The sequence below is a fragment of the Nocardia sputorum genome (assembly GCF_027924405.1).
GTDB lineage: Bacteria > Actinomycetota > Actinomycetes > Mycobacteriales > Mycobacteriaceae > Nocardia > Nocardia sputorum.
Window position 1 is genome coordinate 3,884,006 of record NZ_AP026978.1, and the last position, 25,208, is coordinate 3,909,213.

Below are 25,208 nucleotides of genomic sequence, written 5' to 3' on the forward strand. Positions count from 1 at the left end.
CGCGGGACAACACAGAGGAGCTGAACTCCATGGCCCGTTTCACGGGAAGATCCGCCATCGTCACCGGCGCCGCCCAGGGCATCGGCGCCGCCTACGCGCAGGCGCTGGCCGCCGAAGGCGCGAACGTCGTCGTCGCCGACAAGAACGCCGAGAGCGGGGCGGCGGTGGTCGAGAAGATCGTCGCCGACGGCGGCACGGCGGTATTCGGTCAGGTCGACGTGGCCGATCCCGAATCCGCCACGGCGCTGGCCGATCTCGCCGTCGCCGAGTTCGGCGGCATCGACCACTTGGTGAACAACGCCGCCATCTACGGCGAGATGAAGCTGAACCTGCTGCTGACCGTGCCGTGGGACTACTACAAGAAGTTCATGAGCGTGAACATGGACGGCGCGCTGATCATGACCCGCGCCGTCTGGCCGCACATGTCCAAGCGGGGTAGCGGATCGATCGTCAACCAATCCTCCACTGCCGCATGGCTGTATTCCAGCTTCTACGGCCTGGCGAAAGTGGGCGTCAACGGGCTGACCCAGCAACTGGCCTTCGAGCTCGGCGGGTCGAACATCCGCGTCAACGCGATCGCGCCGGGTCCGATCGACACCGACGCCACCAAGGCCGTCACCCCGGAGGTGATCGTCGACGACATCGTCAAGCGTCTGCCGCTCAAGCGGATGGGCACGCCGCAGGACCTGGTCGGCGCCTGCCTGTACCTGCTGTCGGACGAGGCGAGCTGGGTCACCGGGCAGATCTTCAACGTCGACGGCGGACAGATCGTGCGGTCATGAGCGCTCGCATCGGATTCCTCGGCCTCGGCAACATGGGCGCGCCGATGGCCAAGCGCCTGCTGGACTGGCCGGGCGGGCTCGCGGTGTGCGACATGCGGCCGGAAGCGGTCGAGCCGTTCCTCGCGGCCGGCGCCGACGCGGTCGCCTCCGCCGCCGAACTGGCCAGGCAGGCGGCGATCATCTCGATCACCGTCGTGAACGACGCCCAGGTCCGCGACGTGATCACGGGCCCGGAAGGCGTGTTGCGGACCGCCGCGCCGGGCACCGTGGTCGCCGTGCACTCCACGATCAGCGACCGCACCGCCGAAGAACTCGCGGCGGTCTGCGGCGAGCGCGGCGTCGAACTGGTGGACGCGCCGATCAGCGGCGGCGCGCCCGGCGCGACCCGCGGCGCGCTCGCGGTCATGGTCGGCGGCAGCGCGGCGGCGTTCGAGCAGGTGCGCGAACCCTTCGGCTGCTTCGCCGATCTGATCGTGCACGCCGGGCCGATCGGCGCGGGCACGCGCATGAAATTGGCGCGCAACCTGCTGCACTTCGTCTCCTTCACCGCGGCCGCCGAGGCGCAACGGCTGGCCGAGGCGGCCGGTCTCGACCTCACCGCGCTCGGCAAGGTGGTGCGGCACTCCGACGCGGTCACCGGTGGGCCGGGCGCCATCATGCTGCGCGACACCACCGCCCCGATCCAGGACGGCGACTTCTGGCTGCCGATCCTGCGGCACGTGCGCGACCTCGGGGAGAAGGATCTGAGTCTCGCCCTGGAACTGGGTGAGCGGCTGGGCACCGCGCTGCCGCTGGCCGCACTCGCCCTCGACCGGCTCGGCCCCGGCCTCGGCGTCGGAACGGGCACCTTCGCAGCGGAAAGGCAACCCTCATGAGCGACAACGGATCCGGTGATACCGTGCGGCAGCGCGGTCTGGCCAGGATGGCCGAGGTCTACGGCACGGAATTCCAGGAGTACCCGGGCGCCCACTTCGCCGTCACCGCCGACCACCTCTTCGCCGACATCTGGTCGCGGCCCGGGCTCACCATCCGCGACCGCAGACTGCTGCTGCTCGGCGCACTGGCCGCACAAGGCGCGATCGACACCGCGGGCATCCAGATCGGGGCCGCGCTGCGCAACGGCGAACTCACCGAAGACCAGTTGCACGAGATCGCGGTGTTCCTGTGTCACTACGTGGGTTGGCCGAACGGCACCAAACTCGACATCCTGGTGGGCACGATCGTGGCACAGCAGAAGAAGGCCGCCCGCGCGCAATCCGCGTCCGCCGAGCAGTGAAGGATTCGTTGACCATGTCCGACGCCACCACCATTCGTCCCCTGCGCGCGAGCCGGGTCGAGACCTGGGATCACCGGGCCGACGTCGTCGTCGCCGGATACGGCATCGCCGGGATCTGCGCCGCCATCGAGGCCGCCCGCGCCGGTGCGGACGTGCTGGTCCTGGAGCGCACCGGCGGCTGGGGTGGCGCCGCCGCCCTGGCGGGCGGCTTCATCTACCTGGGCGGCGGCACACCGCTGCAACAGGCCCTCGGCTTCGAGGACACGCCCGAGAACATGGAGACCTTCCTGCTCGCCGCGCTCGGCCCCGGCGTGGACAAGGCGAAGATCGCCGACTACTGCCGCGGCAGTGTCGAGCACTTCACCTGGCTGGTGTCGTGCGGCGTGCCGTTCCGCGAGGCGTTCTGGGGCGAGCCGGGGTGGGAGCCGCCGCACGACGAGGGACTGATGTACTCCGGCGGTGAGAACGCCGCGCCGTTCAACGCGATCGCGAAACCCGCTCCGCGCGGGCATGTCCCGCAGATGGCCGACAAGCGCACCGGCGAGAAGGGCGGCGGCTACATGCTGATGAAGCCGCTGGCCGACACCGCGCAAGCGCTGGGCGTGCGCGCGGAGTACGACATGCGGATCGCGCGGCTGATCGTCGACGACGACGATCGAGTGGTCGGCGTGCTCGCCCGCCGGTACGGCAAACCGGTCGCCATCCGCGCCGAACGCGGCGTCGTGCTGGCCACCGGCAGCTTCGCCTATCACAAGGAGATGATCGAAGGCTACGCACCGCGGCTGATCGGCAGGCCCGCCGCGGCGATCGAGGAACACGACGGCATCGGCATCCGGCTGGCCCAGGCGCTCGGCGCGGAACTGGCGCACATGGACGCGACCGAGGTGGCGTTCTTCGGCGACCCGCAGCTGCTGGCCCGCGGCATCCTGGTCAACGGGCGCGGCCAGCGCTACGTCACCGAGGACACCTACCCCGGCCGGATCGGGCAGGCGACGCTGATCCAGCAGGACAACCAGGCGTACCTGGTGATCGACGAGGCGTCCTACGAGGAGGCGCTCACGACCGAGACCTCGACGCCGTTCTTCCGTCAGCCGCCCACGTGGGCGGCGGAGACCATCGCCGAACTGGAAGCCGAGATGGGCCTGCCCGGCCAGGCGCTGCAGGCCACCGTGGAGTGCTACAACCTGCACGCCGCCAACGGCGAGGACCCGTTGCTGGGCAAGAAGCCGGAATGGGTGCGCCCGTTGCGCGGACCGGTGGCGGCGTTCGACATGCGCGGCTTCACGGCGGGTTTCACCTTGGGCGGACTGCGCACCGACCTCGACTCCCGGGTGCTGCACGTGTCCGGGGAGCCGATTCCGGGGCTGTTCGCGGCGGGCCGGTGCACCTCCGGCCTGTGCGCGGGCGGGTACGTCAGCGGCGCGTCGCTGGGCGACGGCAGTTTCTACGGGCGCCGGGCCGGTATCGCGGCGGCCAAGAACTGAACCGTTCCAGTCCGCCTAGTAGGATCCAGACACATGTCCGAACCCGATTCCGTCATTCTCGAGGCGACCCGCCGCAGGCTCTCCGGCAAGCAGGCCGACACCGTCGACAAGCTGACCCGCGCGGCGGTGGAAGTGCTCGCGCGGGAAGGGTTCGCGGGCATGACCATCCGGATGGTCGCCGCGGCCGCCGGCGTCGGCACGGCCACGGCGTACACCTACTTCTCGTCGAAGGAGCATCTGGTCGCGGAGATCTTCTGGCGGCGGCTGGTCGCCTCGCCGTCGCCGGTCAGCGAGGACCCGGACCCGACCGTCCGGGTGGTCGCCGAACTGCGCAACATCGCGATGCTGGTGGCCGACGAGCAGGAGCTCTCCGGCGCGGTCACCAGCGCGTTGCTCGGCCGCGACCCCGATGTGGAGCATCTGCGCGGACGCATCGGCGCCGAGATCCGTAAACGCATCATCCGCGCGCTCGGTCCGGATCCGGACCCGGACGTGGTCGAGTCGCTGGAATTGCTCTACGCGGGCGCACTGGTGCGCGCGGGCATGGGTTACGGGTCGTACTCCGAGATCGCCGACCGTATCGAGGCCTCGGCGCTGCTGATCCTGCGGTAGCGCGGACAACGCCGGACGACTTCGGGCCGGTTACCCGAAACCGGACCGCACGGCGCGTGCTTGCTCGTATCTTTGCCGTAGTCGGTGCAGATCGGAGTGGGAAAAGTGCAACCTGGTGAGCTTTCCGCGGACTACGTCGTCGTCGGCTCGGGATCGGCGGGCGCGGTGGTGGCCAATCGGCTCAGCGCCGATCCGGGCACCACGGTGGCGTTGCTGGAAGCGGGCCCGCCGGACAAGAACAAGTTCGCGCACATCCCCGCCGGCTTCGCGAAACTGTTCCGCTCCGAAGTGGATTGGGACTACCTCACGCAGCCGCAGCCGGAACTGAAGAACCGCGAGATCTACTGGCCGCGCGGCAAGATGTTCGGCGGCTCGTCCTCGATGAACGCCATGATGTGGGTGCGCGGGTTCCGCGCGGACTACGACGAGTGGGCGCTGCTGGCGGGTGCGGAGTGGGGCTTCGCCGCGGCCGTCGAGCAGTTCCGGCGCATCGAACGCGTGGAGAACGCCCAGTATCCCGACGAGGGCACCGAAGGTCCGCTGCACGTCTCCCGCCAGCGCAGCCCGCGCGGCCTCACCGCCGCCTACCTGGCCGCGGTCCAGGAGGCGGGCTACCAGGTGGAGCCGCCGAACCGTCCGCAGCCGGACGGGTTCAGCGAGACCATGGTCACCCAGCGCGGCGGCCGCCGCTGGAGCACCGCGGACGCCTACCTGCGGCCCGCCCTGCGCCGGCCGAACCTCACCGTGCGCAGCGACGCGCTGGCCACCCGAGTGCTGTTCGACGGCACGCGCGCCGTCGGCGTGGAGTACCGCCGCGGCGGCGCCACCCACACGGTGACCGCGCGGCGCGAGGTCGTGCTGTGCGGCGGCGCGATCAACAGCCCGCAACTGCTGATGCTCTCCGGCATCGGCGACAGGGACGACCTGACCCGCCACGGCATCGAGGTCCGCCACCACGCGCCGGAGGTGGGCGCGAATCTGCAGGACCATCTGGTCGCCGGGCTCGGCTACAGCGTCGCGGGCGATTCGTTGTTCGGCGCCGAGAAGCCGCGCCAGCTGCTGGCCTACCTGATCCGCCATCGCGGCATGCTCACCTCGAACGTCGGCGAGGCGTACGGCTTCATCCGCAGCCGGGCCGATCTGGAGTTCCCCGATCTGGAGCTGGTCTTCGCGCCCGCGCCGTTCTACTACGAAGGACTGCAGGACCCGACCGAACACGGCGTCATCCTGGCGACGGTGCTGCTGCGCCCGCAGAGCCGGGGACGGATCGCCCTGTCCGGCGCCGACCCGGCCGCCAAACCCGTGATCGATCCGCGCTACCTGTCCGACAGCGCGGGCGCCGACCGCGCCGCCATCATGGCCGGACTGCGCGTGTGCGCCGCCATCGCCGCGGAACCCTCGATGAAGGCGGTGCTCGGCCCGCTGATCTATCCGCCGCAGGCGCCCGCGGAACCCGAAGCCGTACTCGAACTGACGCTCAACTCTTACGCGCACACGCTCTACCACCCCGTCGGCACCTGCCGCATGGGCACCGACGCCGCCAGCGTCGTCACGCCGCGGCTGGAAGTGCGTGGCGTGCAGGGACTTCGGGTGGCCGACGCCTCGGTGATGCCGCTCATCATCCGCGGGCACACGCACGCACCGGCGGTGTTCATCGGCGAGCAGGCGGCCAAGTTCATCCTTGCCGGGTAAGGGCGGTCCGCCGGCTCGCGTGCACCGGCGCGATGGCGGGACTGCCCCGCGCCGGTGTGCGACGGCAACGTTCATAGCGCCCGTCGATGCGCGTTCACGACGCGACGAACAGCCCGAGTGAAGCGGCGGCCAGCAGAAGATATGGCAGCGGGTATCCGATGTGCGTATAGAAACGCGCCCGGACGACGGTCAGCACCGCGCCGACGAAGTAGAGCACCAACCCGGCCGCCGCCGCCACGCCGATCGGCGGAAACGCCAGACCGGCAAGCAGCGCGGTCCCGCCGAGCGCCTTGACGACGGCCAGCGGCGTCAGCCACGACTCCGGAACCCCGTAGGCGCGCATATTCGTCCGCACCCACTCGGCGCGGACCACATCGATGCCCGCCGCGAGCAACGCGGCCGCGGCCGCCAGCACCGTGGTGACGACGTAGGCGATGTCCATGGCAATACCCTTTCGTCAGGTGCCGCACCCGGTCCGGATGCCGGTCACCTGTGAGCTGTCGAATCCGTCATCCCGATGACGGACCCCGGAGCGGAAAGGTGACCGATGCCCACCGACGACGGCTTGGCGCGAGAATTCGAGGCGCAGCGCGGCCACCTGCGCGCGGTCGCCTACCGCATGCTCGGCTCGCCTAGCGAGGCCGACGACGCGGTGCAGGAGACCTGGCTGCGGCTGGCCCGCCACGATGCCGAAGACGTACGCAACCTGCCGGGCTGGCTCACCACCGTCGTGTCCCGCATCTGCCTGGACATGCTGCGCGCCAGGTCGGCGCGGCGCGAGGAACCGCTCGGCCACCCATCCGGGCTGGAGGACGGCGCCGAGGAGAACGAACCGGAGCAGGAGGCGGTCCTGATCGAGTCGGTCGGCCGGGCGCTGCTGGTGGTGCTGGACCGGCTCGGCCCCGACGAGCGGGTGGCGTTCGTCCTGCACGACCTGTTCGCGGTGCCGTTCGACGAGATCGGGCCGATCGTCGGCCGCACGACACCGACCACCAAGAAACTGGCCAGCCGGGCCCGGCACCGCGTGCGGGGTGTCGATGCCGCGGCCGCACCGGCACTCACCGCGCAGCGGCATGTCGTCGACGCCTTTCTCGGCGCGGCGCGCAGTGGCGACCTCGATGGGCTCCTGGCGGTGCTCGCGCCGGATGTGGTCCGCACGGCCGACGCCGCCGCGCTTCCCGCCGGCATGGCCACGATCGTGCGCGGCGCGTCCTCGGTGGCCGGGGAAACCGTGCTGTTGCGGCGGCGGGCGCAGATGGCGGCGCTCGCGCTGGTGGACGGTCAGCCGGGCATCGTGGTCGCGCCGCACGGCCGACTGCGCCTGGCGCTCATCGTGACGGTGCGCGACGACCGGGTGGCGGGATACCGCGTGATCGCCGACTCGTCCCGGCTGCATGATCTCTCGATCACTGTGCTGCCCAACTAGTTTCGGGACACCCGTTCAGGGCGACGGCACGGGCTCCCGCGCCTCGCCCGGCTCGGCGCGCTCCGCTGATCTGCGCCGCCGGAACTCCCGCGGCGTCTCGCCGAAGCGCGCCTTGAACGCCGCGGAGAACCAGGCCGGGGTGAATCCGGCCCGGACCGCCAGCTCACGGATGGGATCGTCCTCCCGCGCCGGATCCTCGAGCAGAGCGCGCGCGGCCCGCAGCGCCTCCTCCCGGCGCACGTCGCGGTAGGTGGTGCCGGCCTGCTGCAGTACCGAGCGCAGTTGCCGAGGCGACCAGCCCAGCGCGTGCGCCACCGCGGGCAGCCGCACGTCGCCCCGGCCGACGTTGGCGCGCACGAACTGCCGGATCTGCGCGACGACGTGGGCGTGGTGGGTACGCTGCGGCTCGGTGTCGCCCAGCGACATCAGGCTCAGCAACTCGGCGATCCGGTCGCAGACCGCGTTGAACTCGCGATCCGACAGATTCGATTGCTCGGCGTGCGTGCTGCGGATCATCGCCTGGGTGATCCGGCCGAGTCCGGAATTCAGATCGATCGTCATGCCGCGCTCGGCGAGCGGTCCGGCGCGATGGTCGAGTTCGGCCCGGGGCAGCTGGATCGCGTAGGCCGACAACAGCGGGATATGGATCTGGCACAGGTCGTCGAGGGCGGTCACCGCCGCCTGATCGGGCTGCGCGCGCGTCTCCTCGCCGCGATAGCGCACCGAGTACACGCCCCGCTCGGGGATGACCACCCAATAGAAGTCGTCGCACGGACCACGGCGGATGTTCGTCCGGGTGCGGTAGGAGGTGCTCGTGCCACGCTGTTCCCAGCGCAACAACCGGTAGGAGGCCGATTCCTGCACCGTCAGGCCCGAATACCACCGTTCGGGATCGCCGTAGCGGTAGTCCATCGGAACGAAGCCGTTGGCGATCGCGGTCCACGAATCCGCATCGTTGGCGGTCACGCCGTAGCACTGCATGGTGACAACCTATCGCCGCCCGATTTCACCGACACCGTATTGTCCACCAGAACGATCCGGCTCCGGCGGGATACTCGCGCCGGTGGGAAGCCTCGGCCGCGGACCCGGCTCGGACGCCGGATTCCGCTGGTAGGAAGAACATTACGTGTTCACCCGGAAATCAGCGCGCGGGCACCCGGGCGAATCCGAGCGGCGGCGTGGGAGCGGGCCCCGTGCGCAACACGGGACGGAAATCGGGGAGCACCGGAAGGACGTCGGCATTACGTGCGGCGTAGCAGCGCACGGTGGGCAGCGCACGCGACACCTCGGCGCGCTCCACCGGCTCGTGGTCGATGAAACCCACGGTGTCGAAGCCGAGACCGAGCGTGCGCGCGATCCGCACGATCGCCGAAGACTTGGGACCCCAGCCGATCTCGACGGCCGAGAACATCTCGTAGACGCCGTACCGGTACAACTTGTCCAGCGTCCACTCGCGCTCGCCGCGGCTCGCCACGGCATGCCAGATCCCTCGCTCGCTGAGCACGCGCAGGGTGCGCAGCGCGGCAGGCCGCAACGCGCCGACGGTCGCGTCGCACACGGCGCCGTCCCACAAGGTGTTGTCCAGTTCCCAGACAAGACATCTCAGAGCCGGTGCCATCGCCTGCCCCTATCGTCGCGCCATCACTGCCTTCCGCCGTGGCGTGCGCGGCGGAAGGGCACTGCACACCATCCGGGACACGACACGTGCCGGACAAGACCCTCGTTACATGGCCATGGCCGGCGCGGGTGATCCTACCGGCATGTCGGCCGCGCCTCGCGGCGACAACGGACCCGACCCAGGACCCGAGGCCGACGACCTCGGCCTCGCGGTGTGCCGGCCGCCCCCGAGAATCGGTCATATGTCCAGCTGCTGTGAGCGCTCACAAGCGCGCCTCGACCGGTCTCACCTGCTCTCACAGAACCCGTCGATCGGGTCCGCGAAAGGGATCGACGGATTAGTGTAAATGCGCTGCACAGCAATCGTGGGCGGAAGGGAGTCGCCAATGTCCGTCGACAGTTCGGCCCGGCAGAGCCTGAGCCTGTCGGGGAAGCCGATGTCGTCCCCGCTGAAGGACGTTCGCGGGCTATCGCGTCAGATGGTCGGGCACTTCGTCGAGAACGTCATCCCGTGCGGCACCCTACCGGGTGACGCGATCGCCGGAGACGTCACCACCATCACCCGGGTCTGCCTGGAGCTGGCGGTGAGCATGCTCGACGGAAAGGACCTCCCGGAGAAACTCCAGCGACTCGGCGACGCCGCCGCGGGATGGGCGCGCGAGGGAGTGCCGATCGACACCATCCACCACTCGATCCACGAAGGCTTCAAGATGGGCCTGGAGCTGGTGGTGTCCGACGCGACGATGAAGGACTACGACGACCTCGTCGACGGCGCCAAGATGGTCGTCGAGATGCTCGACATGATCAACTCGGCGGTCTCCATGGCCTACGTCCGGGAACTGCGCGCGGTGGTCAGCGAGCACCACACCGCCGTGCACACGCTGACCTCCGCGCTGCTGGGCGGGCACAGCACCTCCACCATGGCCCGCGAATGCGGCATCGCCATCGCGTCCTCGTACGTCGTTCTGGCCGTGGCGATTCCGCCACACCGCGAGGAACGCAACCCGATGGTGGACGGCAAAGTCGTCGCCCGCCGGAAACTGCGCCGGGTCCAGGCCGAGCTCGCCACCCGTTGCGGCGAGGCCGCGCTGTCGCTGCTGAGCGTGGACGGCGGCACGGTGCTCATCCCGTCCGGCCACCTGGACAACGAGCAGCTGGACGCGCTGGTCACCCAGCTGTCGCACGCCGCGCAGGTGGGCGTCACCGCGACCATGGTCGAGGCGACTCCGGAGAAGATCCCCACCGCCGCCGACCAGGCTCACGAACTGCTCGACATGGTGCAGCGATTGCAGGCCGTGGCCGGGCTCTACCGCTTCGACGAGCTGGCGCTGGAATACCAGCTCACCAGACCGGGACCCGGCCGCGAGTACCTCGGCTCGCTGCTGGACCCGCTGGACGCGCACCCGGAACTGCTGGAGACACTGCAACGGCACATCGCCAACAACCTCAACCGGCAGCGCACGGCACGCGTGCTGCACGTGCACACCAATACCGTGGACTACCGGCTCAAGCGGATCGGACAGCTCACCGGATTCGACCCGTCCCAGCCCTCGGGCTTGTGGTATCTGCGCTCGGCACTGGTGGCCCGCACGTATCGCACGACCTGACCGCTCGCCGAGCAGGTCCCCGTCCCCTCGGCCCAGCGCGGCGGGACCGCGTGCCGCTCGTTCCCATGCCCGGGAACGGCGGCTGGTCATTGTGGCCGCCCACGCCGACGATTACCGTGAGCGGCGAGTCTCGACGGCCGGTAGCGGTGCAACGTCGGTCGTCGCGACCTGAGGTACCGAGGAGACAGCGATGACATGGGCGGGCGCGCCTGCGGCCGAGATCGCGGCGGGAGTCCAGAGCCGGACGGTGTCCCCGCTCGAGGTGGCCGACGAGCACCTGGCCCGCATCGCGGCCCTCGACCCACGGATCAACGCCTTCCGCATCGTGCGGCACGAACAGGTCCGCCACGAAGCTCGCGCGCTGGCCACCCGCGGCGATCTCCGCGACCTCCCGCTGGCCGGAGTTCCGGTGGCGGTGAAGGACAATCTCGACCTCGCCGGCTGCGTGACCGGCAACGGATCGCGCGCGGCGCGGCAGACCGCCGCCGACTCCGACAGCGAGCTGGTCGGCCGGTTGCGCGCCGCGGGCGCGTTGCTGATCGGCAAGACGAATGTGCCGGAGCTGTGCCAGTGGCCGGTCACCGAGAGCGCCGCGCACGGCGTCACCCGCAATCCGTGGCACCTCGCGTACACCCCCGGCGGCTCCACCGGTGGCGGCGCCGCGGCGGTGGCCGCCGGAATGGCCGCGCTGGCAATCGGTTCCGACGGCGGCGGGTCGATCCGCATCCCGTCGTCCTGCTGCGGGCTCGTCGGCCTGAAACCGGGTGACGGCGTGCTGCCACGTCCCGCCGAACTCGGCTCGAATTGGCTGGGCATCTCCACCTTCGGCCCGCTGGCGACCACGGTGTCCGACGCGGCCCTGCTCCTCGCCGCGCTAGCGGCCGACGACCGTTACCGCGCCCCCGCCGCGCCCGAGCGGCCGCTGCGGATCGGCATGACCACCCGGCCACCGGTACTCGGCGCGTCCGTCGACCCGCAGGTACGTTCGGCGATGCTGGCCGCGGCCGAGGCGCTGCGCGAAGCGGGCCATACCGTCACCGACGCGCCGCCGCCGTGGCGGCCGCAGGACGCGCTCGGCTTCCTGGCGCGCTACTTCGCCGGCGTCGCCGAGGACACCACGAATCTCAGCGCAGACCTGCTGGAACCGCTGACCCGCAAGGTGGCCAGGGCCGGACGGGTGCTCACCAGGGTGCGCCCGGTGCCCGACGCTCCCCCGGCACGGCAGGCCGAGCGATTCGCCGCCTGGTTCACCGAGCACGATCTTCTGCTCACGCCCACGCTGGCGACCCCGCCGGTGCCGGTCGGAGCCTTCGCCGGGCAAGGGTTTCTGCGGACCTTGCGCGACGTGCCCCGCTTCATCCCGTTCACCCCGCCGTTCAACACCGTCCGGTATCCGGCGATCTCCGTTCCCGCCGGGCTGTCCGACACCGGCCTGCCCATCGGCGTACAGCTCGCCGCGGCGCCCGGCGGCGAGACCACGCTGCTGGCGGTCGCCGCGCAACTGGAGCGGATCCGTCCCTGGCGACGGCACGCTCCCCTCGACGACGCGGCTCTTCGGTAACAGACCGCTACACCGGGCGGACGGCGACCGGGCGCGACGCGCGCACCGACCCGCGAGAACGTGTCGGCCTCGAATGAGTTCGGCTTATCCGGTGGTTTTCCGTGCCATCCGCCGCGGCAACGCTCGCTCGCCCATCTCCCCGTACATGCGCCGTTAATGCCGTGTTTACGATGTCTCGGTGCTTGTGAACGACGTGCGAGGAAGCTTGACCCCACCGGGCGAGCGAGTGGGTATCGAAGAGCTTCCGGAGCGTCGGTTCCGGCCGGTGACCGTATGGTGCGGCGTCGCGGCCATCGTGCTCGCGCTGGCCTGCGGCGAGCTCATGGCCGCGCACATCGGGGCGTTGGGGCCGCTGACCAGCCTGTTTCGGGACTATGCCGGTACGCCGAAGTCGGCGACCACACCGTGGGCCGGGTTCCTGCTGGCCTTGGTCGGGATCACGGTGCGCGCCCGCGTCGGCGCCGTCGCCGCGGCGATCGCCATCGACCTGCTGTTCGTGGTGATCAGGACGGCCGAAGGACGGCCGTTCACCGTCGGCAACGGTCCGACCATCGTGCTCACCGCGCTGGCGGTGCTGGCGTTCGTGCGGTGGGACGGGCAGCGCCGCCGTACGGCGTTGCGCACCATCGCCTTCGGCGCCCTGCTGATCTGCGCGACGAAGATCAGCGAGATCTGGTTGGACATCACCGCGTGGGCGTGCCCGATGGTGCTCGATCCGTACGTGCAAGTCGCCGATCGCGTCCTCGGCAGTCCGTCGTGGCTGGCCGGGCAGGCACTGGACGCGGCGGGGCCGGTGGCGTCGGGCGTGGTGCGCTGGGTCTACTTCGAGCTTCCGCTGGCGGCCGTCCTCGTCGCGGCCTGGCAGTTGCGCGGCGTGACGACCGGTGGGTGGCCACGGCACTACCTGGTGCGAACGTTCCTCACCCTGGGCCTGGTCGGGCCGATCTGGTACGTGGTCTTCCCGGTGGTGGGGCCGGTGCTCGCGTACGGACCGCAGGGACTGGGCTTCGAGATCACCGACGTCTGGCCGAATGTCGTTCCTGAGGTGCCCTCCTCGATCGAGGCGCTGCGCTTCGACGCCATCACCCCGCGCAACTGCATGCCGTCCCTGCACACCGCCTGGGCGCTGTCGCTGTTCATCCACTCGCGGCGCGGCCCGCTGTGGCTGCGCTGGGGCGGCGCGTTCTGGCTGGTGTGCACACTTGTCGCGACGCTCGGCCTGGGGGCCCACTACGGCGTCGACCTGGTCGTGGGCGCGGCGTTGTGCCTGACGGTCGAATCCGCGCTGCGCGATCCGGATCGCGGCTGGGATCGCTCGCGCGTCCGCCTCGTGGCCATGGGCGTCGCCGTCTGCGCCGGGGTCCTGCTGTGCATTCGCTTCTTCGCCCTGCAGATGGCCGCGCACCCGCTCCCGTCCGGCATCGTGCTCCTCGGAGCCCTCGGTGCGCTGGTGATCACGTTCTACGCCACGTGGTTCGGCTCGGCGTCGGTGGAGCCCACAGCGGCGAGTGCGGACTCGGCGGTCCAGCGAGAAGAAGACGACATCCAGCCGGAGCAGCTGACCCGCTCCGCGACGGGAGACCACAGTGACGACAGCGGGCATACCAGTTCCCTGCGCGCGATGCCGTAGCACCGAGTCGGCCGGCGCACGCGTGACGAATCCCGCGTGCGCCGACGACGAATCACTCGCCTTTCGTAGTCAGCGCCCGGCCCCGCCACGGCGCTGCGCGGCCAGCGTCTCGGCCAACGCCGACCGATCGAGCTTCCCCCGCGGTGTGCGCGGCAGGCTGCCCACGATCGCTACCTGCACCGGCATACTCGGGCTCGGCAGACTCGCGCGCAGCCGCCGCCAGATCTCCTCGAGAGCAGGGGCGCCCGCGTCTACCACGATCGCCGCCGCGGGCGCCTCCCCCATCCGCGCGTCGGGCACGCCGATGCAGGCGGCCTCGGCGACACCCGGAATCGCCGTGAGCGCCGCTTCGACCGCGGCGGGTTCCACGTTGAGACCCGCCCGAATCAACATCTCGCTCTCCCGGCCGACCAACCGGAGACGCCTGCCGGTCACCTCGCCGCGATCGCCGACGGTCATCCAGCCGTCGACCGGACCGCCGACCACACCGTCGGCGGTGAGGTAGCCGTCGAACAGCATGTCACTGCGCACGTATACCAGTCCGCCGCGAATATCGGCATCGACACCGTCGAAGAGTTCGCCCGCCGACTTCTCGTCGGTGCTGCCGAGCCCTCGGTCGAAGGACACGAAGCTCAACTCGGACGCACCGTAGAAGTGCACGAGCGAGGCGTTGGGCAGCGCCTCCTGCAACGCTCGCCGTCCCGGGCGCGGCCACCGGGCCGCCGAGGACAGCACTTCCCGGACGCTGCCGACCGGACCGATCCCCGCACGCACCACGTCCCACGCGATCGTCGGCACCGAATACAGCTGCGTCGCGCCATCGTTCAGCGCATCGGCCACCGGCCGCAGGTCGACCGTCGCGCCCCGGGTCAGGGCGTGCAACGCGCCGTACAGGAAATGCGTGTGGTCCAGCACGCCGGGTACCGACACCCGATCGCCGGCGCCGATGTCGAAGGTGTGGTCGGAGCGATCCAGCGTGGCGGCCCACGACCGGTGGTCGCGCACGAAGAGCTTCGGCTCGCCGGTGGTGCCGGAGGTGATCCCGACCAGCAGCTCGGCGCCCGGGTCCACCGGACGCACCGAGCCCGCGGATTCGAGGGCGGCGGCGGTCCGCACGGTCGCGTCGAATCCCAGGCGCCGCAACCGCCGATGCTGGTGCGGCGCGGCCACGACGGCTGCCGGCTCGGCCAGCGCGAGCACCCGGCTCAGCTGGGCGGGCAGCAGATGGCGATGCAGCAGGACGACGCTCACCCCGGCGTGCATCGCCGCCGTCACCACGACCAGCGATTCGACATCGGAGGTGGGGAGCACGGCCACCCGCCGCATGCCGTCGAGCCCGGCGGCGACACGAACGACCTTCGACCAGAACCGCTCGTAGCCGACCCGTTCGCGTCCCGAGATCACCGCGGTCACCGCCGGATTCGCCGCGGCCTGCCGGGCGATCCGCGCGGCGAGCAGTTCAGGCATCGTCCACTCCCCGCGCGGCGAGGGCGTCGCCCATCGCGTCGGCGGTCCGCAGCGCCCGTACCAGCACCGGCGTGACCAGCGCCGTCATCGACCATTGCAGGCCGCGAGCGCGCCGCGCCTCGGCGACGTCGTGCACGATCCCGGCCAGCAACGGGACACACCGGATGGCCAGTGCCAGCAGCAGTCCGATCCGCTCGGGATCGACACCCACGCGGCGCAGGGGCCGCAGCCACCGGGTGACCGCGTCCAGCATGTCGCTCACCCGCGTGGTGAGCGTGAACAGCGCCGCGAGCGCCACCGAGATCACCAGCACGCCGCACACCACCGCGGCCCGCGCAGGCGAGGTGACCAGCACCTGGAACACGGCTATGAGCAACAGCATCCACACCAACGGGCGCAGTTGCGCCAGCGCGACTCGCCACGGGATCCCGGCCACCGCGAACAGGCCCGCCACCACCCCAGCGGCGACGGCCACCTGCGGCGGAGTCCGCAGGAACACCGTGGCGGCCACGATCGACACCAGTAGCAGCACCAGCTTCACCCCGGCGGGCAGCCGGTGCAGCGGGGAATCGCCGGGACGGTAGAGGCCGATCATTCGACCGCCGCCCGGTAGGCCGCGACGGCGTCGCCGGGCGTCCCGTCGAACGCCACCGCGCCGTCATCGATCACGATGACGCGTTCGAAACTCTCCAGCAGCGACAGCTGATGGGTCACCACGATCACCTGCTGGTCCACGGCGTCCAGGGCGCCCGCGACGATCCTGGCGTTGCGCAGGTCCAGCAGCGTGGTCGGCTCGTCGGCGACGATCACCTCCGGCCGCCGGATCAGGACCGCGCCGAGGGCGAGCAACTGTTTCTGGCCGCCGGACAGCAGATGCGAAGGATGTTCGGCGTGGCCCGCGAGCCCGAATCGCTCCAGGATCTCCCCGACGCGCGCCGCGATCTCCGGCCTGCTCAACCCGCTGCGCCGCAGTGAGAACGCGAGATCCTCGGCGACCGTGGGCATCACGATCTGCGTATCGGGATCGGTGAAGACGAACCCCACCTTCCGCCGCACCAGCGCGCCCTTGCGGGAGGCGTCCACGCCGTCGACCGTGACCGTCCCGGAACTCGGCGCCAGCAGGCCGTTGATCATGCGCGCCATCGTCGATTTGCCGGAACCGTTGGACCCGATGACGCCGACGCGGCGTTCGGTGATCCGCAGGCTGATGTCGCGCAACACGTTTCGCTCACCGAAACGGTGGCTCACCGAGTCGAAGACGATCTCACTCACGACGGCACCTCGCTGAGGATCGGTCCGGCCGTGCGCGACGGCGCGCTGTGTTCACCGCTCACCCGCCGACGCTCGCTCACGACACGCGCTCCACCAGTACGGCGATCCCCTGGCCGCCGCCGATCGCGCAGGCCGCCAGCCCGAGTTCCGGGCCGTCCGCGCGGAGCATCTGGCTTGCCAGCCGCACCAGCAGGATGGCTCCCGACGCACCCCAAGGGTGCCCCATCGCGATGGCACCGCCCTGCGGGCAGATCATGGACTCGTCCAGGCCCAGTTCGTCCGCCACCGCCAGCACCACCGACGCGAACGCCTCGGTGATCTCGACGACGCCCAGGTCGGCTAGGCCGACGCCGGTGCGGCGCAGCAGTTTACGGATCGCGGGAACGGGACCGAGGCCGGGATACGCCGGGTCGGATCCGGCGACCGCGCAGCCGAGGATCCGCAACGCGGGCAGACCGGCGGCCATCGCCTCGGTGGTGACCGCCATGACCGCGGCTCCGTCGGAGATGCCGCAGGAATTTCCCGCGGTGGCGGTGCCGTCGACGCCGAAGCTGGGGCGCAGGCGCGCGAGCCGGGCCGCGGTCATCCCCGCCCGGATGCGTTCGTCCCGGTGCACGTCGCCGATCGGCACGATCTCCGCGGCGAAGTCGGCGGCCGCGGCGCGGGTGTGCGAGCGGGCCGCGTAGGCGTCCTGCCGCTCCCGGCTGATGCCCCGCGCTCGCGCGAGATCGTCGGCGGCCGCGCCCATATCCGGATCAGGAAAGCCGGGTGGCGCGAAGGGAGCGCGGGTGTAGCGCACCGGGTCGGCGTCGCCCACGGGCGGCCAGAATCGCCACGGGGCGGTGCTCGCCGATTCGACCCCTCCGGCGAGGACGAGGTCGTCCGCGCCGCTGCGCACGCGCAACGCCGCCTGCATCACCGCGTCGAGGCCCGAACCGCACTGCCGATCCACGGTGACGCCGGGAACGTGCACACCCAGTCCCGCCGCCAACGTGGCGACCCGGGCGGGATCGCCGCCGGGTCCGAGGCAGTTGCCGAGCACCACGTCGTCCACCTCGGCGTCGACGCCGGCGCCGCGCAGCGACGTCAGCACCGCGCGCAGCACGGGAGCGGCCAAGTCGGTGGTGGTCAGGTTCGCGAATCCGTGTCCCGCGTTGCCGATCGGCGTGCGGTACGGCGCTACCAGAACGGGGACCGGGTTCATGTCAGCAAGTCTTTCAGCCGCCCCCTGGCCACCTTCCCGGCCGCGGTCCGGGGCAGGGCGGGCAGTGGCACCCAGCGGCGCGGCATCGCCTCCTTGGCCAGCACGCGACGTGCTCGCGACCGGATCTCGTCGAGACCGGCACCGTGGTCCAATTGCACGGCGGCCGTGACGGTTTCGCCGAACACCGCATGCGGCGAGCCGATCACGGCCACCGCGACGACGCCGTCGAGCGATTCCAGCACGCGTTCCACTTCCTCGGCGACCACCACGGTGCCGCCGACGTTGATCGCGCAGTCACCCCTACCGAGCACGGTCAACTCGCGGCCCGGACCGAGCTCCGCGAGATCGCCGACGCCGAACCAGTCGGGCGCGCCCAGCACACGGTAGGGCGACCGGACGAAGAGCAGTCCGTCGCGCACTTCGGCCTCGACTCCGTCGAGCAGCCGCATCGGCTCGGGTACGCGCCGCGCCGCCACGAGCGAGACCTCCGCGGAGCCGTAGTACTCGACGACGTCGACGCCGGCGGCCGCCGCCAGCGCACCGTCGTCGAGCGCGATGCCCGCGACGATCGCGGTGCGCAGGCGCGGACAGGTCCGCACCACCTCGCGCAGTACCGCGGGCACCGCGTGCACGACGGTCGCGCGCGCCGGGTCGTCGGTGACGCACGCGCCGCGCCACAGCGCGTGCAGCGCGCCGAACAGGTGCATGGTCGCGTGCAGCGGCCCGGTGATCAGCACGCGGTCGGCCGGTGCGACGCCGGTGATCGCGGTGAACGCGGGAAAGCTGTCGTACCAGGAGGCGGCCGTCCGCGCGAGCGGCCGGGGACGACCGGTGGAGCCCGAGGTCGCCACCAGCAGAAACGCCCCGGGCGGGATGCCGGTCCGGTGCGGACGAGCGGCGGGGTCCTCGACGAGGACCGGGATGCCGCGCCGGGCCGCGGCGCAGACGCGGATCAGCGCGTCCGCGACCGGGAGGTCCGACGCGTCGTACACCGCCGCGTCCGGATCGCGGTCGATGCACTGCTCGATCGCGCGGTCGAGGTCACGGTAGGTGTAGCTCCTGCCGCCGACGTCGACGGCAGGCGCGTCGTCCGCGCCGCCGAGTTCGGGACTAGGCACGGATCAGACCGGGGTATGCGCGGTGCACTCCCTTGGCCACCACGCTCGCGACGACGACTTTGAGCAGGTCGCCGGGAATGAACGCCCAGTTGGTGGCGACGGCGGCCCCGACTCCGAGATCGGTGCGCAGCAGCAGGCCCACGGTGCCGAAGAGGTAGATGATCACCAGACCGCCGACGGCGTTGATCAGCAAGCCGAGCGCGATCGGGTATTTCGGCAGGACGCGAGCGGTGCACAGGCCGATGAACAGCGCCGCGGGAACCCAGCCGATCAGGTATCCGGCGCTGGGACCCGCCAGCGCCGTCAGGCCGGTGCGGCCGCCGGACAGCAGCGGCAGGCCGATCATCGTCAGCGCCAGGAAGACCAGGACCGCCGCCGTGCCCTTGCGCGCTCCCAGCACCGCACCGGCCAGGATGACACCGAGGGTCTGCACGGTGATCGGCACCCCGCTGAATCCGACGGTGATGGCGCCGGGCAGACCCAGCGCCGCGATCAGCGCCGCGAAGACGGCGATCTGCGCCATGTCCCGCGCCGAAACAGCGACCCTCGGCTTCCGAGAGTTCTCGACACCTTCCACGACAACCCTCCGCATAGAACTTGAACGACGTTCAAGGTAGCAGGCCGAATGCGGTACCGCGCGAGACGGCCTGCCCGGTGCACCGGGCGGCAGCCTGCGGCGGTCCCCGGCGACCTAGCGATGGGTCCAATCAGGTTGGGTGAAGTGCGCGACGCGGGCGGCGGAGGGGCTCGTGCCGAGCAGGACGACTTCGCGGAATTGCCACAGCAACGCGCCGGTCGGCGCGTGAATGGTCATCTTCGGGCCGAGCCGCATCTGCAACAGGCCGGCCGCATCGGCCGACGCGGCGTCGTCGCGCAACTCCGCCTGCCGCACCGCGTCCTCAGGCCGGACCCAGCGCGGGGTGTCCTCGGCGGCGAGCCGGGCGAGGTCGACGAAGTGGACGGAATGGACCTCGTCCGGGTTCGGCCGCAGCCGCGTGGCGTCGGTCAGCGCCAGGACCAGCGGCGTGATCGCGAAACCGGACGCGGCCGGGAAGTCGTCGAGCGCGCCGAGCAGATCTTCCGGCCGCGCGTGCAGGCCCAGTTCTTCGTGCAGTTCACGCAACGCGGCTCGCTCGGCGGTCTCGCCTTCGTCCAGGCGGCCGCCGGGCAGTCCCCACTGTCCGGCGTTGCGGCCCCGGTAGGCCCGCTTGATCACGATCACCGACAGCGGTCCATCCGGCTGCTCCACCACGCACAGCACGACCGCGGCGCGGCGCGTACCGGGCGCGCCGGCCACTTCGACGCGCGGGAATCCGGCCAGGCGGGAGTGCGCGAGCACGCGGAACTCATCGATGCTCGTGGGCAGCGGCACGCGCTGGGTCGGCTCCATGGCTTCGATCTTGCCCGACCGTCGCCGCCGACGTGCGCCGAGGGAAGTCGTTGACAGCGACTGTCGTACCTGCCACCGTATCGGGAACCTCGGGGCTCCGACCGTGGCCCCGGCGTTCTCGATCGGAGCGTGCTTGATGGGGTTTCTCGAGCCCGACCTGCCGGTGGTCGACATGGCCGAATGGAGCAAAGGCACACGCGGCGAACGCATCCGGCCCATGGCCCGGCACTGGGCCGAGGTGGGCTTCGGGACGCCCGTGGCGCTGCACCTGTTCTACGTCGGGAAGATCTGCCTCTATGTGCTCGGCGGCTGGCTCGTCGTGCTGACCACCGCGGGCATCGACGGATTCACCGACGTCGGAGCCTGGTGGTCGGAGCCGATCGTCTTCCAGAAGATCGTGCTGTACACGCTGCTGTTCGAAGTGGTGGGCCTGGGCTGCGGATTCGGCCCGCTCAACAATCGGTACTTCCCGCCGTTCGGCTCGATCCTGTATTGGTTGCGCCCCAACACCATTCGGCTACCACCATGGCCCGGACGGGTACCGTTCACCACCGGTGAAAACCGCACGCCGGTGGACGTCGCCCTGTACGCGGCGCTGCTGGCGATGACGATGGTCACCTTGCTGTCCGACGGCACGGGTCCCATCCCCGAACTGGACACCACCGTAGGATTGCTGCCGCACTGGCAGATCGCCACGATCCTCGGCCTGCTGGCGGTACTCGGCCTGCGCGACAAAGTCATCTTCCTTGCCGCCCGGGGCGAGGTCTACGCCACCCTCGCGGTTGCCTTCCTGCTCCCGGGAGCCGACTCGATCGTCGCCGCGAAGGTCGTCTTCGTCGTCATCTGGATGGGCGCGGCCACGTCGAAACTCAACAAGCACTTCCCGTTCGTGGTTTCCACGATGATGTCCAACAGTCCGGTGTTCCGGCCGAAACCACTCAAGCGCGCGTTCTTCGAACACTTTCCCGACGATCTGCGGCCGGGGCGATTGTCCCGCGTCTTCGCCCACGGCGGCACCGCCATCGAGCTGTGCGTTCCGCCGGTGCTGTTCTTCTCCCACGGTGGGTGGCCGACCGCGACCGCGGCACTGGTGATGGTGTGCTTCCATCTCGCGATCCTGACCGCCATACCCATGGGCGTGCCGTTGGAGTGGAACGTCTTCATGATCTTCGGGATCGCCGCGTTGTTCGTCGCTCACGCCGACCTCGGTCTGGGCAGCGTGCGCAACCCGGTGCCGGTGGCGGTGCTGTTCGTCGTGGTGGCGAGCATCGTGATCGCCGGAAACTTGTTCCCGCGCAAGATCTCCTTCCTGCCCGGCATGCGCTACTACGCCGGAAACTGGGACACCACGATGTGGTGCCTCAAACCCTCTGCCGCGGAGAAGATCGGCAAACACATCGTCGCTATCGCGAGCATGCCGCAGGCGCAACTGGAACGGTTCTACGGCAAGGATCGCGCGCAGATCCCCCTGTATCTCGGATACGCCTTCCGGGCCATGAACACCCACGGCCGCGCGCTGTTCACGCTCGTCCACCGCGCCATGCCGCCCGGTCGCGAACACGAGTACACCATCACCGACGGCGAACGCATCTGCAGCACCGCCATCGGCTGGAACTTCGGCGACGGCCATCTGCACAACGAACAACTCATCGCCGCCATGCACCGGCGCTGCCACTTCGAACCCGGTGAGGTACGCGTGGTGCTCCTCGACGCCCAGCCGATCCACCAGCAGACCCAGCAATACCGCCTCGTCGACGCCGCCACCGGCGAGTTCGAACGCGGAGAAGTGCGCGTCGCCGACATGGTGACCCGCCAGCCCTGGGCCGACGACGTCCCGGTGCGGGTGCACTACACAGCAGGCGGATCCTACTGACGGATCATCACCCCGGCGCCGAGGCAACTCACGCGTCGACCCGCGCAACGCCCTCGGCGTTGGACGGTTCGGGTTGTTTCGGCGCGGGCGGCACCCATCCGCGCAGAGGCTGCACCACCGATCCGTAGAAAGCATCGGTCGCCGCGGTCACGCTGGCGATGAAGGTGGCAGCGGTCCCGGAACCGGATCGTCGGTTGCCCATCGGAAAAGTCTTCTCCAGCGAGAACGACACGATCTCACCCGCACGTCCCTGCGTGAGCACCTTCGGATTCCCGCGCACCGTGTCCAGGTGCTCACACGCTTCGTTGCCGCGCACCGAGAAAACGGCCTCGACCTGCACGTCACCAGGAGCGTCCTCGAGTTGTCTGAGCAACCACGACAACCGACGACCCGCACCGCCCTCGCTAGGCGCATCGAGAGTGGTACGGCAGCGAATCCTGTTGGTTCGCACGTCCGCGATCACCATCAGGTCGCCGGCGGTATCAGGAATTTGCAGAACCGCCTCGAAGGTTCCCTCGCCTGCAAGCCTCTCCGCGACAGCGGCAGTGCGTGCGGAGGGATCGGTGCGGTGCCGACGGGGCAGGATGTGCTTGACGGTGACGCCGAGCTCGGCCGTCAGTCGCAGTGCGAGATGACGCGACAGCGACGTCCAGGCATCCGCGACAGTGAGGACCTTCTGGTCGCCGGCCCGAAGGGTACCTGCGACCACCGAGTCACGAACCGCTACCCAGTGACGACCCATGTCGACCAACTCGCTGGCCCCGGAGCGGGGATGGACCAGGTACCGCAGAAACTCACTCGAGATCCAGCTTTGCAGATCGTCGTCTATACCGCCGTGCGACAGAAGCATCCGCGCTTCGTGCATCACCTCGGCCCATGAGAGGTGCCGCAAGGCGACCTTCGCGAGCTTGCGGCGATCCACCTGGACGGGAAGCTCTCCCGGACCCGCAGGCACGTCGTTCGACAGGCTGACCACCGCGTCGTACTTGTTCCTGCGAGCAACTTCGAGGTAGCTCTCGAGCTGATCGCGTTTCAGCTTGGCGTTGCCCGTTTTCACTTCGAGCAAGCCGGTCCATACGCGACCTCCCCGAACAACTTTCAGCACCGCATCCGGAATGACGGTCGACTCCCCCTGGTGGTACTGCACCTCAACGTACCCCTCGAAAGCACCAGCAGGAGCCCCCATCCGGGCGCACAATGCCCGCGCGAACGGGCGCACGGCTTGCATCGTAGCGATCAAAGCCGATGTGGCGCGTCGTTCCTGTTCCTCTCCGGCGCCGACCCCGAACACCGAGAACAACCGTGCCGGCTGCCATGCCTCGTGTTCGGCGAGCTTGAATTCCATCGGTTTCGCTTTTCTCGCTACCCGTTCGCAGTACGCACCCCGCTACTCCGCCTCGTCGGCATATCCGCTCGGGCCGAGGCTTTGCCGTTGGCCTCCGGCACGTTGCTCTCGGCAGGGCTCACGGTTGCCGACACGATGACTTCCGGCTCCAGCATCGGTGCGTCCCGGAGTGGCTGCTCAACCGAATCCTGCTCGGCATCGTCGTCGACATCGACACCGAAATCCGTCGCCAACCCGGCCAGGCCGGATTCCCAGCCCTGACCTACAGCCCTGACCTTCCACTGGCCACCACGGCGGTAGACTTCGCCGAACACAAACGCCGACTCGGTCGTCGCATCCGCGGTGACATACTCCGCGAGCGAATGCCCCGCGCCATCGACGACACGAAACGCGAGTTTGCCGAGTTGCCCGAAAGTCCCGGTGCCGATGCTACCGGCCAGTGCGATCGCGTGAATGGTGTCGGAGACTACCGACAGGTCGATCGCGATTCGGGCTTGTGCCCCCTCCTCCGTCGCACTAGTGCCCAAGAAACGCACCGAGCCATCGGGCGATTCGGGCTGATTGTAGAAGACGAAATCGCCATCGGAGCTGACTTTTCCATCCGCCTTCAGCAATAAGGCAGATGCGTCGACTTCGATCTCCGCCTCCGTCCACCCGAGCACGACGTCGATCCGGACCACATCGTCCGGCAGCGACATGTTCTGCCCCTTGGCGAGAATCGACGACATCCAGGCTCCATCCTTCTCTATTCCGAGACGCGCAGTCACAGGCAAATCCGCGTTCAGCCGGTCGAGACCCGGCCCCCTAGTGCATCGCAGGCAAAGGAGATGCGACTCACTGCTATTCGGGGAGAGCGTTCTCGCTGTTACAGGTCTTGTCGGATGGCAACCGGGGCATCGAGTTAGATGCGCATATCCATATATCACCTTGGATCAGGTATCGTCTTCGAGGCCGCAGTGAGAACCACGCGGTGGGTGTCTACCTGCCTCTCGGGCGGACGCTCAAAACGAAGTGACTATTCGTCGCAACGTCCGAGATCACCGGCCGCTGGGCGGTTCGCCGCTTCGCCGACACGGTCCTCCACCCAGGACAGGAAGGCTCGGACGTCTGTGCTGGGCAGCGGAAGTGCCGCCGAGCGGGGGCGCTGGAAGCTGCGCAGCGCCGTTTCGATGAGGGGGCGGAACTCCGTCTCCTGCGCCGCGATCAGTTGTGCTGCGTGGCGTTTGGCCAGCCAGCGGTTCGTTCGGCTGAACGCTGCCGTCCGGCAGCCGTTGAGTACTCGATTGTCGCCGAGATGACCCTCTCCCCCGGCGTGCTCCCGGATCGATGCCTGCAGCGCGGCGTACAGGTCGCGCTGCGACGGGGCTGCCATGACCTCCCGCACGGGCTTGCCGTGCAGGAGACGGCCGGCCTGGTGAGCGATGGAACGATCGATGACATACCAGAAAGCCGAGGATTCCGACGGATCGAAGCTGACCCGGTTCGGCAACAACGGACCGGTGTTGAGGTCCATGAGGTAACCGGCCGCGCCGGACGGTTCGGCGACGAAATCCGCCCCGTACACCACCAGTTCCAGCCCGGCCGCGGGGCAGGCCAGGCCAGGGTGTGCGAGCGCCTCGGCCAGTTCACGCAGTGCCTGTGCGGGCAGTAGCGGGTCGGCGACCATCGCCACGTCGACGTCGCTGCGCCCGTGCCGGTAGTCCCCGAGCGCGATCGACCCCACGGCGAAGACACTGACCAGATGCGGTCCGCAGACCGCGCGGGCGCGTCGCGCGAGAGCGTCGAGGTACGGACGCAAATCAACCGGAAGGGATCGGGAGTCCACCAGCGCGTGGGTCATACGGGCCAGTAT

At 69.9% G+C, this 25,208-nt stretch carries 22 protein-coding genes and 1 pseudogene; 11 read left to right on the forward strand and 12 right to left on the reverse strand.

Features of this window, described 5'->3' with window-relative positions; translation table 11 throughout:
- Nucleotides 1–29: 29 nt before the first annotated feature.
- From QMG86_RS17585 to QMG86_RS17610, 6 genes are all read left to right on the forward strand, one after another.
- Nucleotides 30–782 (forward strand): SDR family oxidoreductase, encoded by a 753-nt coding sequence (locus QMG86_RS17585; RefSeq protein ID WP_281873364.1) that lies wholly within the window; start codon nt 30–32, stop codon nt 780–782.
- Complete coding sequence (locus QMG86_RS17590) at nt 779–1,657, forward strand: NAD(P)-dependent oxidoreductase (protein ID WP_281873365.1); 879 nt, start codon at nt 779–781, stop codon at nt 1,655–1,657. Before QMG86_RS17585 ends, QMG86_RS17590 begins: the two co-directional genes overlap by 4 nt.
- Nucleotides 1,654–2,058: a carboxymuconolactone decarboxylase family protein gene (locus QMG86_RS17595; RefSeq protein ID WP_281873366.1), complete on the forward strand. Its 405-nt coding sequence runs from the start codon at nt 1,654–1,656 to the stop codon at nt 2,056–2,058. The genes QMG86_RS17590 and QMG86_RS17595 overlap by 4 nt, the downstream gene beginning before the upstream one ends.
- Before the next feature lie 14 nt (nt 2,059–2,072).
- Nucleotides 2,073–3,542, forward strand: a complete 1,470-nt coding sequence (locus tag QMG86_RS17600) for an FAD-dependent oxidoreductase (RefSeq protein ID WP_281873367.1) — start codon at nt 2,073–2,075, stop codon at nt 3,540–3,542.
- A gap of 33 nt (nt 3,543–3,575) precedes the next feature.
- The gene (locus QMG86_RS17605) at nt 3,576–4,154 is read left to right on the forward strand and encodes a TetR/AcrR family transcriptional regulator (protein ID WP_159849259.1); all 579 of its coding nucleotides are present in this window, start codon (nt 3,576–3,578) and stop codon (nt 4,152–4,154) included.
- Between the two features lie 105 nt (nt 4,155–4,259).
- On the forward strand, nt 4,260–5,846 hold the full coding sequence (locus QMG86_RS17610; RefSeq protein ID WP_281873368.1) for a GMC family oxidoreductase: 1,587 nt from the start codon (nt 4,260–4,262) through the stop codon (nt 5,844–5,846).
- Nucleotides 5,847–5,940: 94 nt separating this feature from the next.
- On the opposite strand, the gene QMG86_RS17615 is transcribed toward QMG86_RS17610, so the two are convergent.
- A complete protein-coding gene (locus tag QMG86_RS17615; RefSeq protein WP_281873369.1) occupies nt 5,941–6,288 on the reverse strand; it encodes a DoxX family protein in 348 nt (115 codons plus the stop codon).
- Nucleotides 6,289–6,393: 105 nt separating this feature from the next.
- Here QMG86_RS17615 and QMG86_RS17620 point away from each other — a divergent pair, with 105 nt between their 5' ends.
- The gene (locus QMG86_RS17620; protein WP_281873370.1) at nt 6,394–7,272 is read left to right on the forward strand and encodes a sigma-70 family RNA polymerase sigma factor; all 879 of its coding nucleotides are present in this window, start codon (nt 6,394–6,396) and stop codon (nt 7,270–7,272) included.
- 15 nt (nt 7,273–7,287) lie between these two features.
- Here QMG86_RS17620 and QMG86_RS17625 read toward each other — a convergent pair whose 3' ends face one another.
- Nucleotides 7,288–8,238 (reverse strand): helix-turn-helix transcriptional regulator, encoded by a 951-nt coding sequence (locus tag QMG86_RS17625; protein ID WP_281873371.1) that lies wholly within the window; start codon nt 8,236–8,238, stop codon nt 7,288–7,290.
- 175 nt (nt 8,239–8,413) lie between these two features.
- Nucleotides 8,414–8,890 (reverse strand): HAD-IIIC family phosphatase, encoded by a 477-nt coding sequence (locus tag QMG86_RS17630; protein ID WP_281873372.1) that lies wholly within the window; start codon nt 8,888–8,890, stop codon nt 8,414–8,416.
- Between the two features lie 385 nt (nt 8,891–9,275).
- Here QMG86_RS17630 and QMG86_RS17635 point away from each other — a divergent pair, with 385 nt between their 5' ends.
- The 3 genes from QMG86_RS17635 (at nt 9,276) to QMG86_RS17645 (ending at nt 13,687) form a co-directional block, all read left to right on the forward strand.
- Complete coding sequence (locus tag QMG86_RS17635; protein ID WP_281873373.1) at nt 9,276–10,496, forward strand: PucR family transcriptional regulator; 1,221 nt, start codon at nt 9,276–9,278, stop codon at nt 10,494–10,496.
- Between the two features lie 190 nt (nt 10,497–10,686).
- Entirely contained in the window at nt 10,687–12,057 is a 1,371-nt protein-coding gene (locus tag QMG86_RS17640) for an amidase (RefSeq protein ID WP_281873374.1), read from the forward strand.
- 178 nt (nt 12,058–12,235) lie between these two features.
- A complete protein-coding gene (locus QMG86_RS17645) occupies nt 12,236–13,687 on the forward strand; it encodes a phosphatase PAP2 family protein (protein ID WP_281873375.1) in 1,452 nt (483 codons plus the stop codon).
- Between the two features lie 69 nt (nt 13,688–13,756).
- On the opposite strand, the gene QMG86_RS17650 is transcribed toward QMG86_RS17645, so the two are convergent.
- From QMG86_RS17650 to QMG86_RS17680, 7 genes are all read right to left on the reverse strand, one after another.
- Nucleotides 13,757–15,154 (reverse strand): AMP-binding protein, encoded by a 1,398-nt coding sequence (locus QMG86_RS17650; protein WP_281873376.1) that lies wholly within the window; start codon nt 15,152–15,154, stop codon nt 13,757–13,759.
- Nucleotides 15,147–15,749 (reverse strand): energy-coupling factor transporter transmembrane component T family protein, encoded by a 603-nt coding sequence (locus QMG86_RS17655; RefSeq protein WP_281873377.1) that lies wholly within the window; start codon nt 15,747–15,749, stop codon nt 15,147–15,149. The genes QMG86_RS17650 and QMG86_RS17655 overlap by 8 nt, the downstream gene beginning before the upstream one ends.
- A complete protein-coding gene (locus QMG86_RS17660; protein WP_281873378.1) occupies nt 15,746–16,426 on the reverse strand; it encodes an energy-coupling factor ABC transporter ATP-binding protein in 681 nt (226 codons plus the stop codon). Before QMG86_RS17660 ends, QMG86_RS17655 begins: the two co-directional genes overlap by 4 nt.
- 76 nt (nt 16,427–16,502) lie before the next feature.
- Nucleotides 16,503–17,630, reverse strand: coding sequence for a thiolase family protein (locus QMG86_RS17665; RefSeq protein ID WP_281873379.1), 1,128 nt, complete (start codon nt 17,628–17,630; stop codon nt 16,503–16,505).
- On the reverse strand, nt 17,627–18,748 hold the full coding sequence (locus QMG86_RS17670; RefSeq protein WP_281873380.1) for an AMP-binding enzyme: 1,122 nt from the start codon (nt 18,746–18,748) through the stop codon (nt 17,627–17,629). The genes QMG86_RS17665 and QMG86_RS17670 overlap by 4 nt, the downstream gene beginning before the upstream one ends.
- Nucleotides 18,741–19,325 carry a biotin transporter BioY gene (locus tag QMG86_RS17675; protein WP_281873381.1) on the reverse strand — a complete coding sequence of 195 codons (585 nt, stop codon included), beginning with the start codon at nt 19,323–19,325 and terminating at the stop codon, nt 18,741–18,743. Before QMG86_RS17675 ends, QMG86_RS17670 begins: the two co-directional genes overlap by 8 nt.
- A gap of 114 nt (nt 19,326–19,439) precedes the next feature.
- The gene (locus QMG86_RS17680) at nt 19,440–20,138 is read right to left on the reverse strand and encodes an NUDIX hydrolase (RefSeq protein ID WP_281873382.1); all 699 of its coding nucleotides are present in this window, start codon (nt 20,136–20,138) and stop codon (nt 19,440–19,442) included.
- 136 nt (nt 20,139–20,274) lie between these two features.
- Here QMG86_RS17680 and QMG86_RS17685 point away from each other — a divergent pair, with 136 nt between their 5' ends.
- On the forward strand, nt 20,275–22,011 hold the full coding sequence (locus tag QMG86_RS17685; RefSeq protein ID WP_281873383.1) for a DUF3556 domain-containing protein: 1,737 nt from the start codon (nt 20,275–20,277) through the stop codon (nt 22,009–22,011).
- A gap of 28 nt (nt 22,012–22,039) precedes the next feature.
- Here the strand turns inward: QMG86_RS17685 and QMG86_RS17690 are convergent.
- Both QMG86_RS17690 and QMG86_RS17695 read right to left on the reverse strand, forming a co-directional pair.
- Nucleotides 22,040–24,084 (reverse strand): annotated as a pseudogene (locus QMG86_RS17690) (TerD family protein).
- A 287-nt stretch (nt 24,085–24,371) separates the two neighbouring features.
- On the reverse strand, nt 24,372–25,196 hold the full coding sequence (locus tag QMG86_RS17695; protein ID WP_281873384.1) for an aminoglycoside adenylyltransferase domain-containing protein: 825 nt from the start codon (nt 25,194–25,196) through the stop codon (nt 24,372–24,374).
- Nucleotides 25,197–25,208 lie beyond the last annotated feature (12 nt).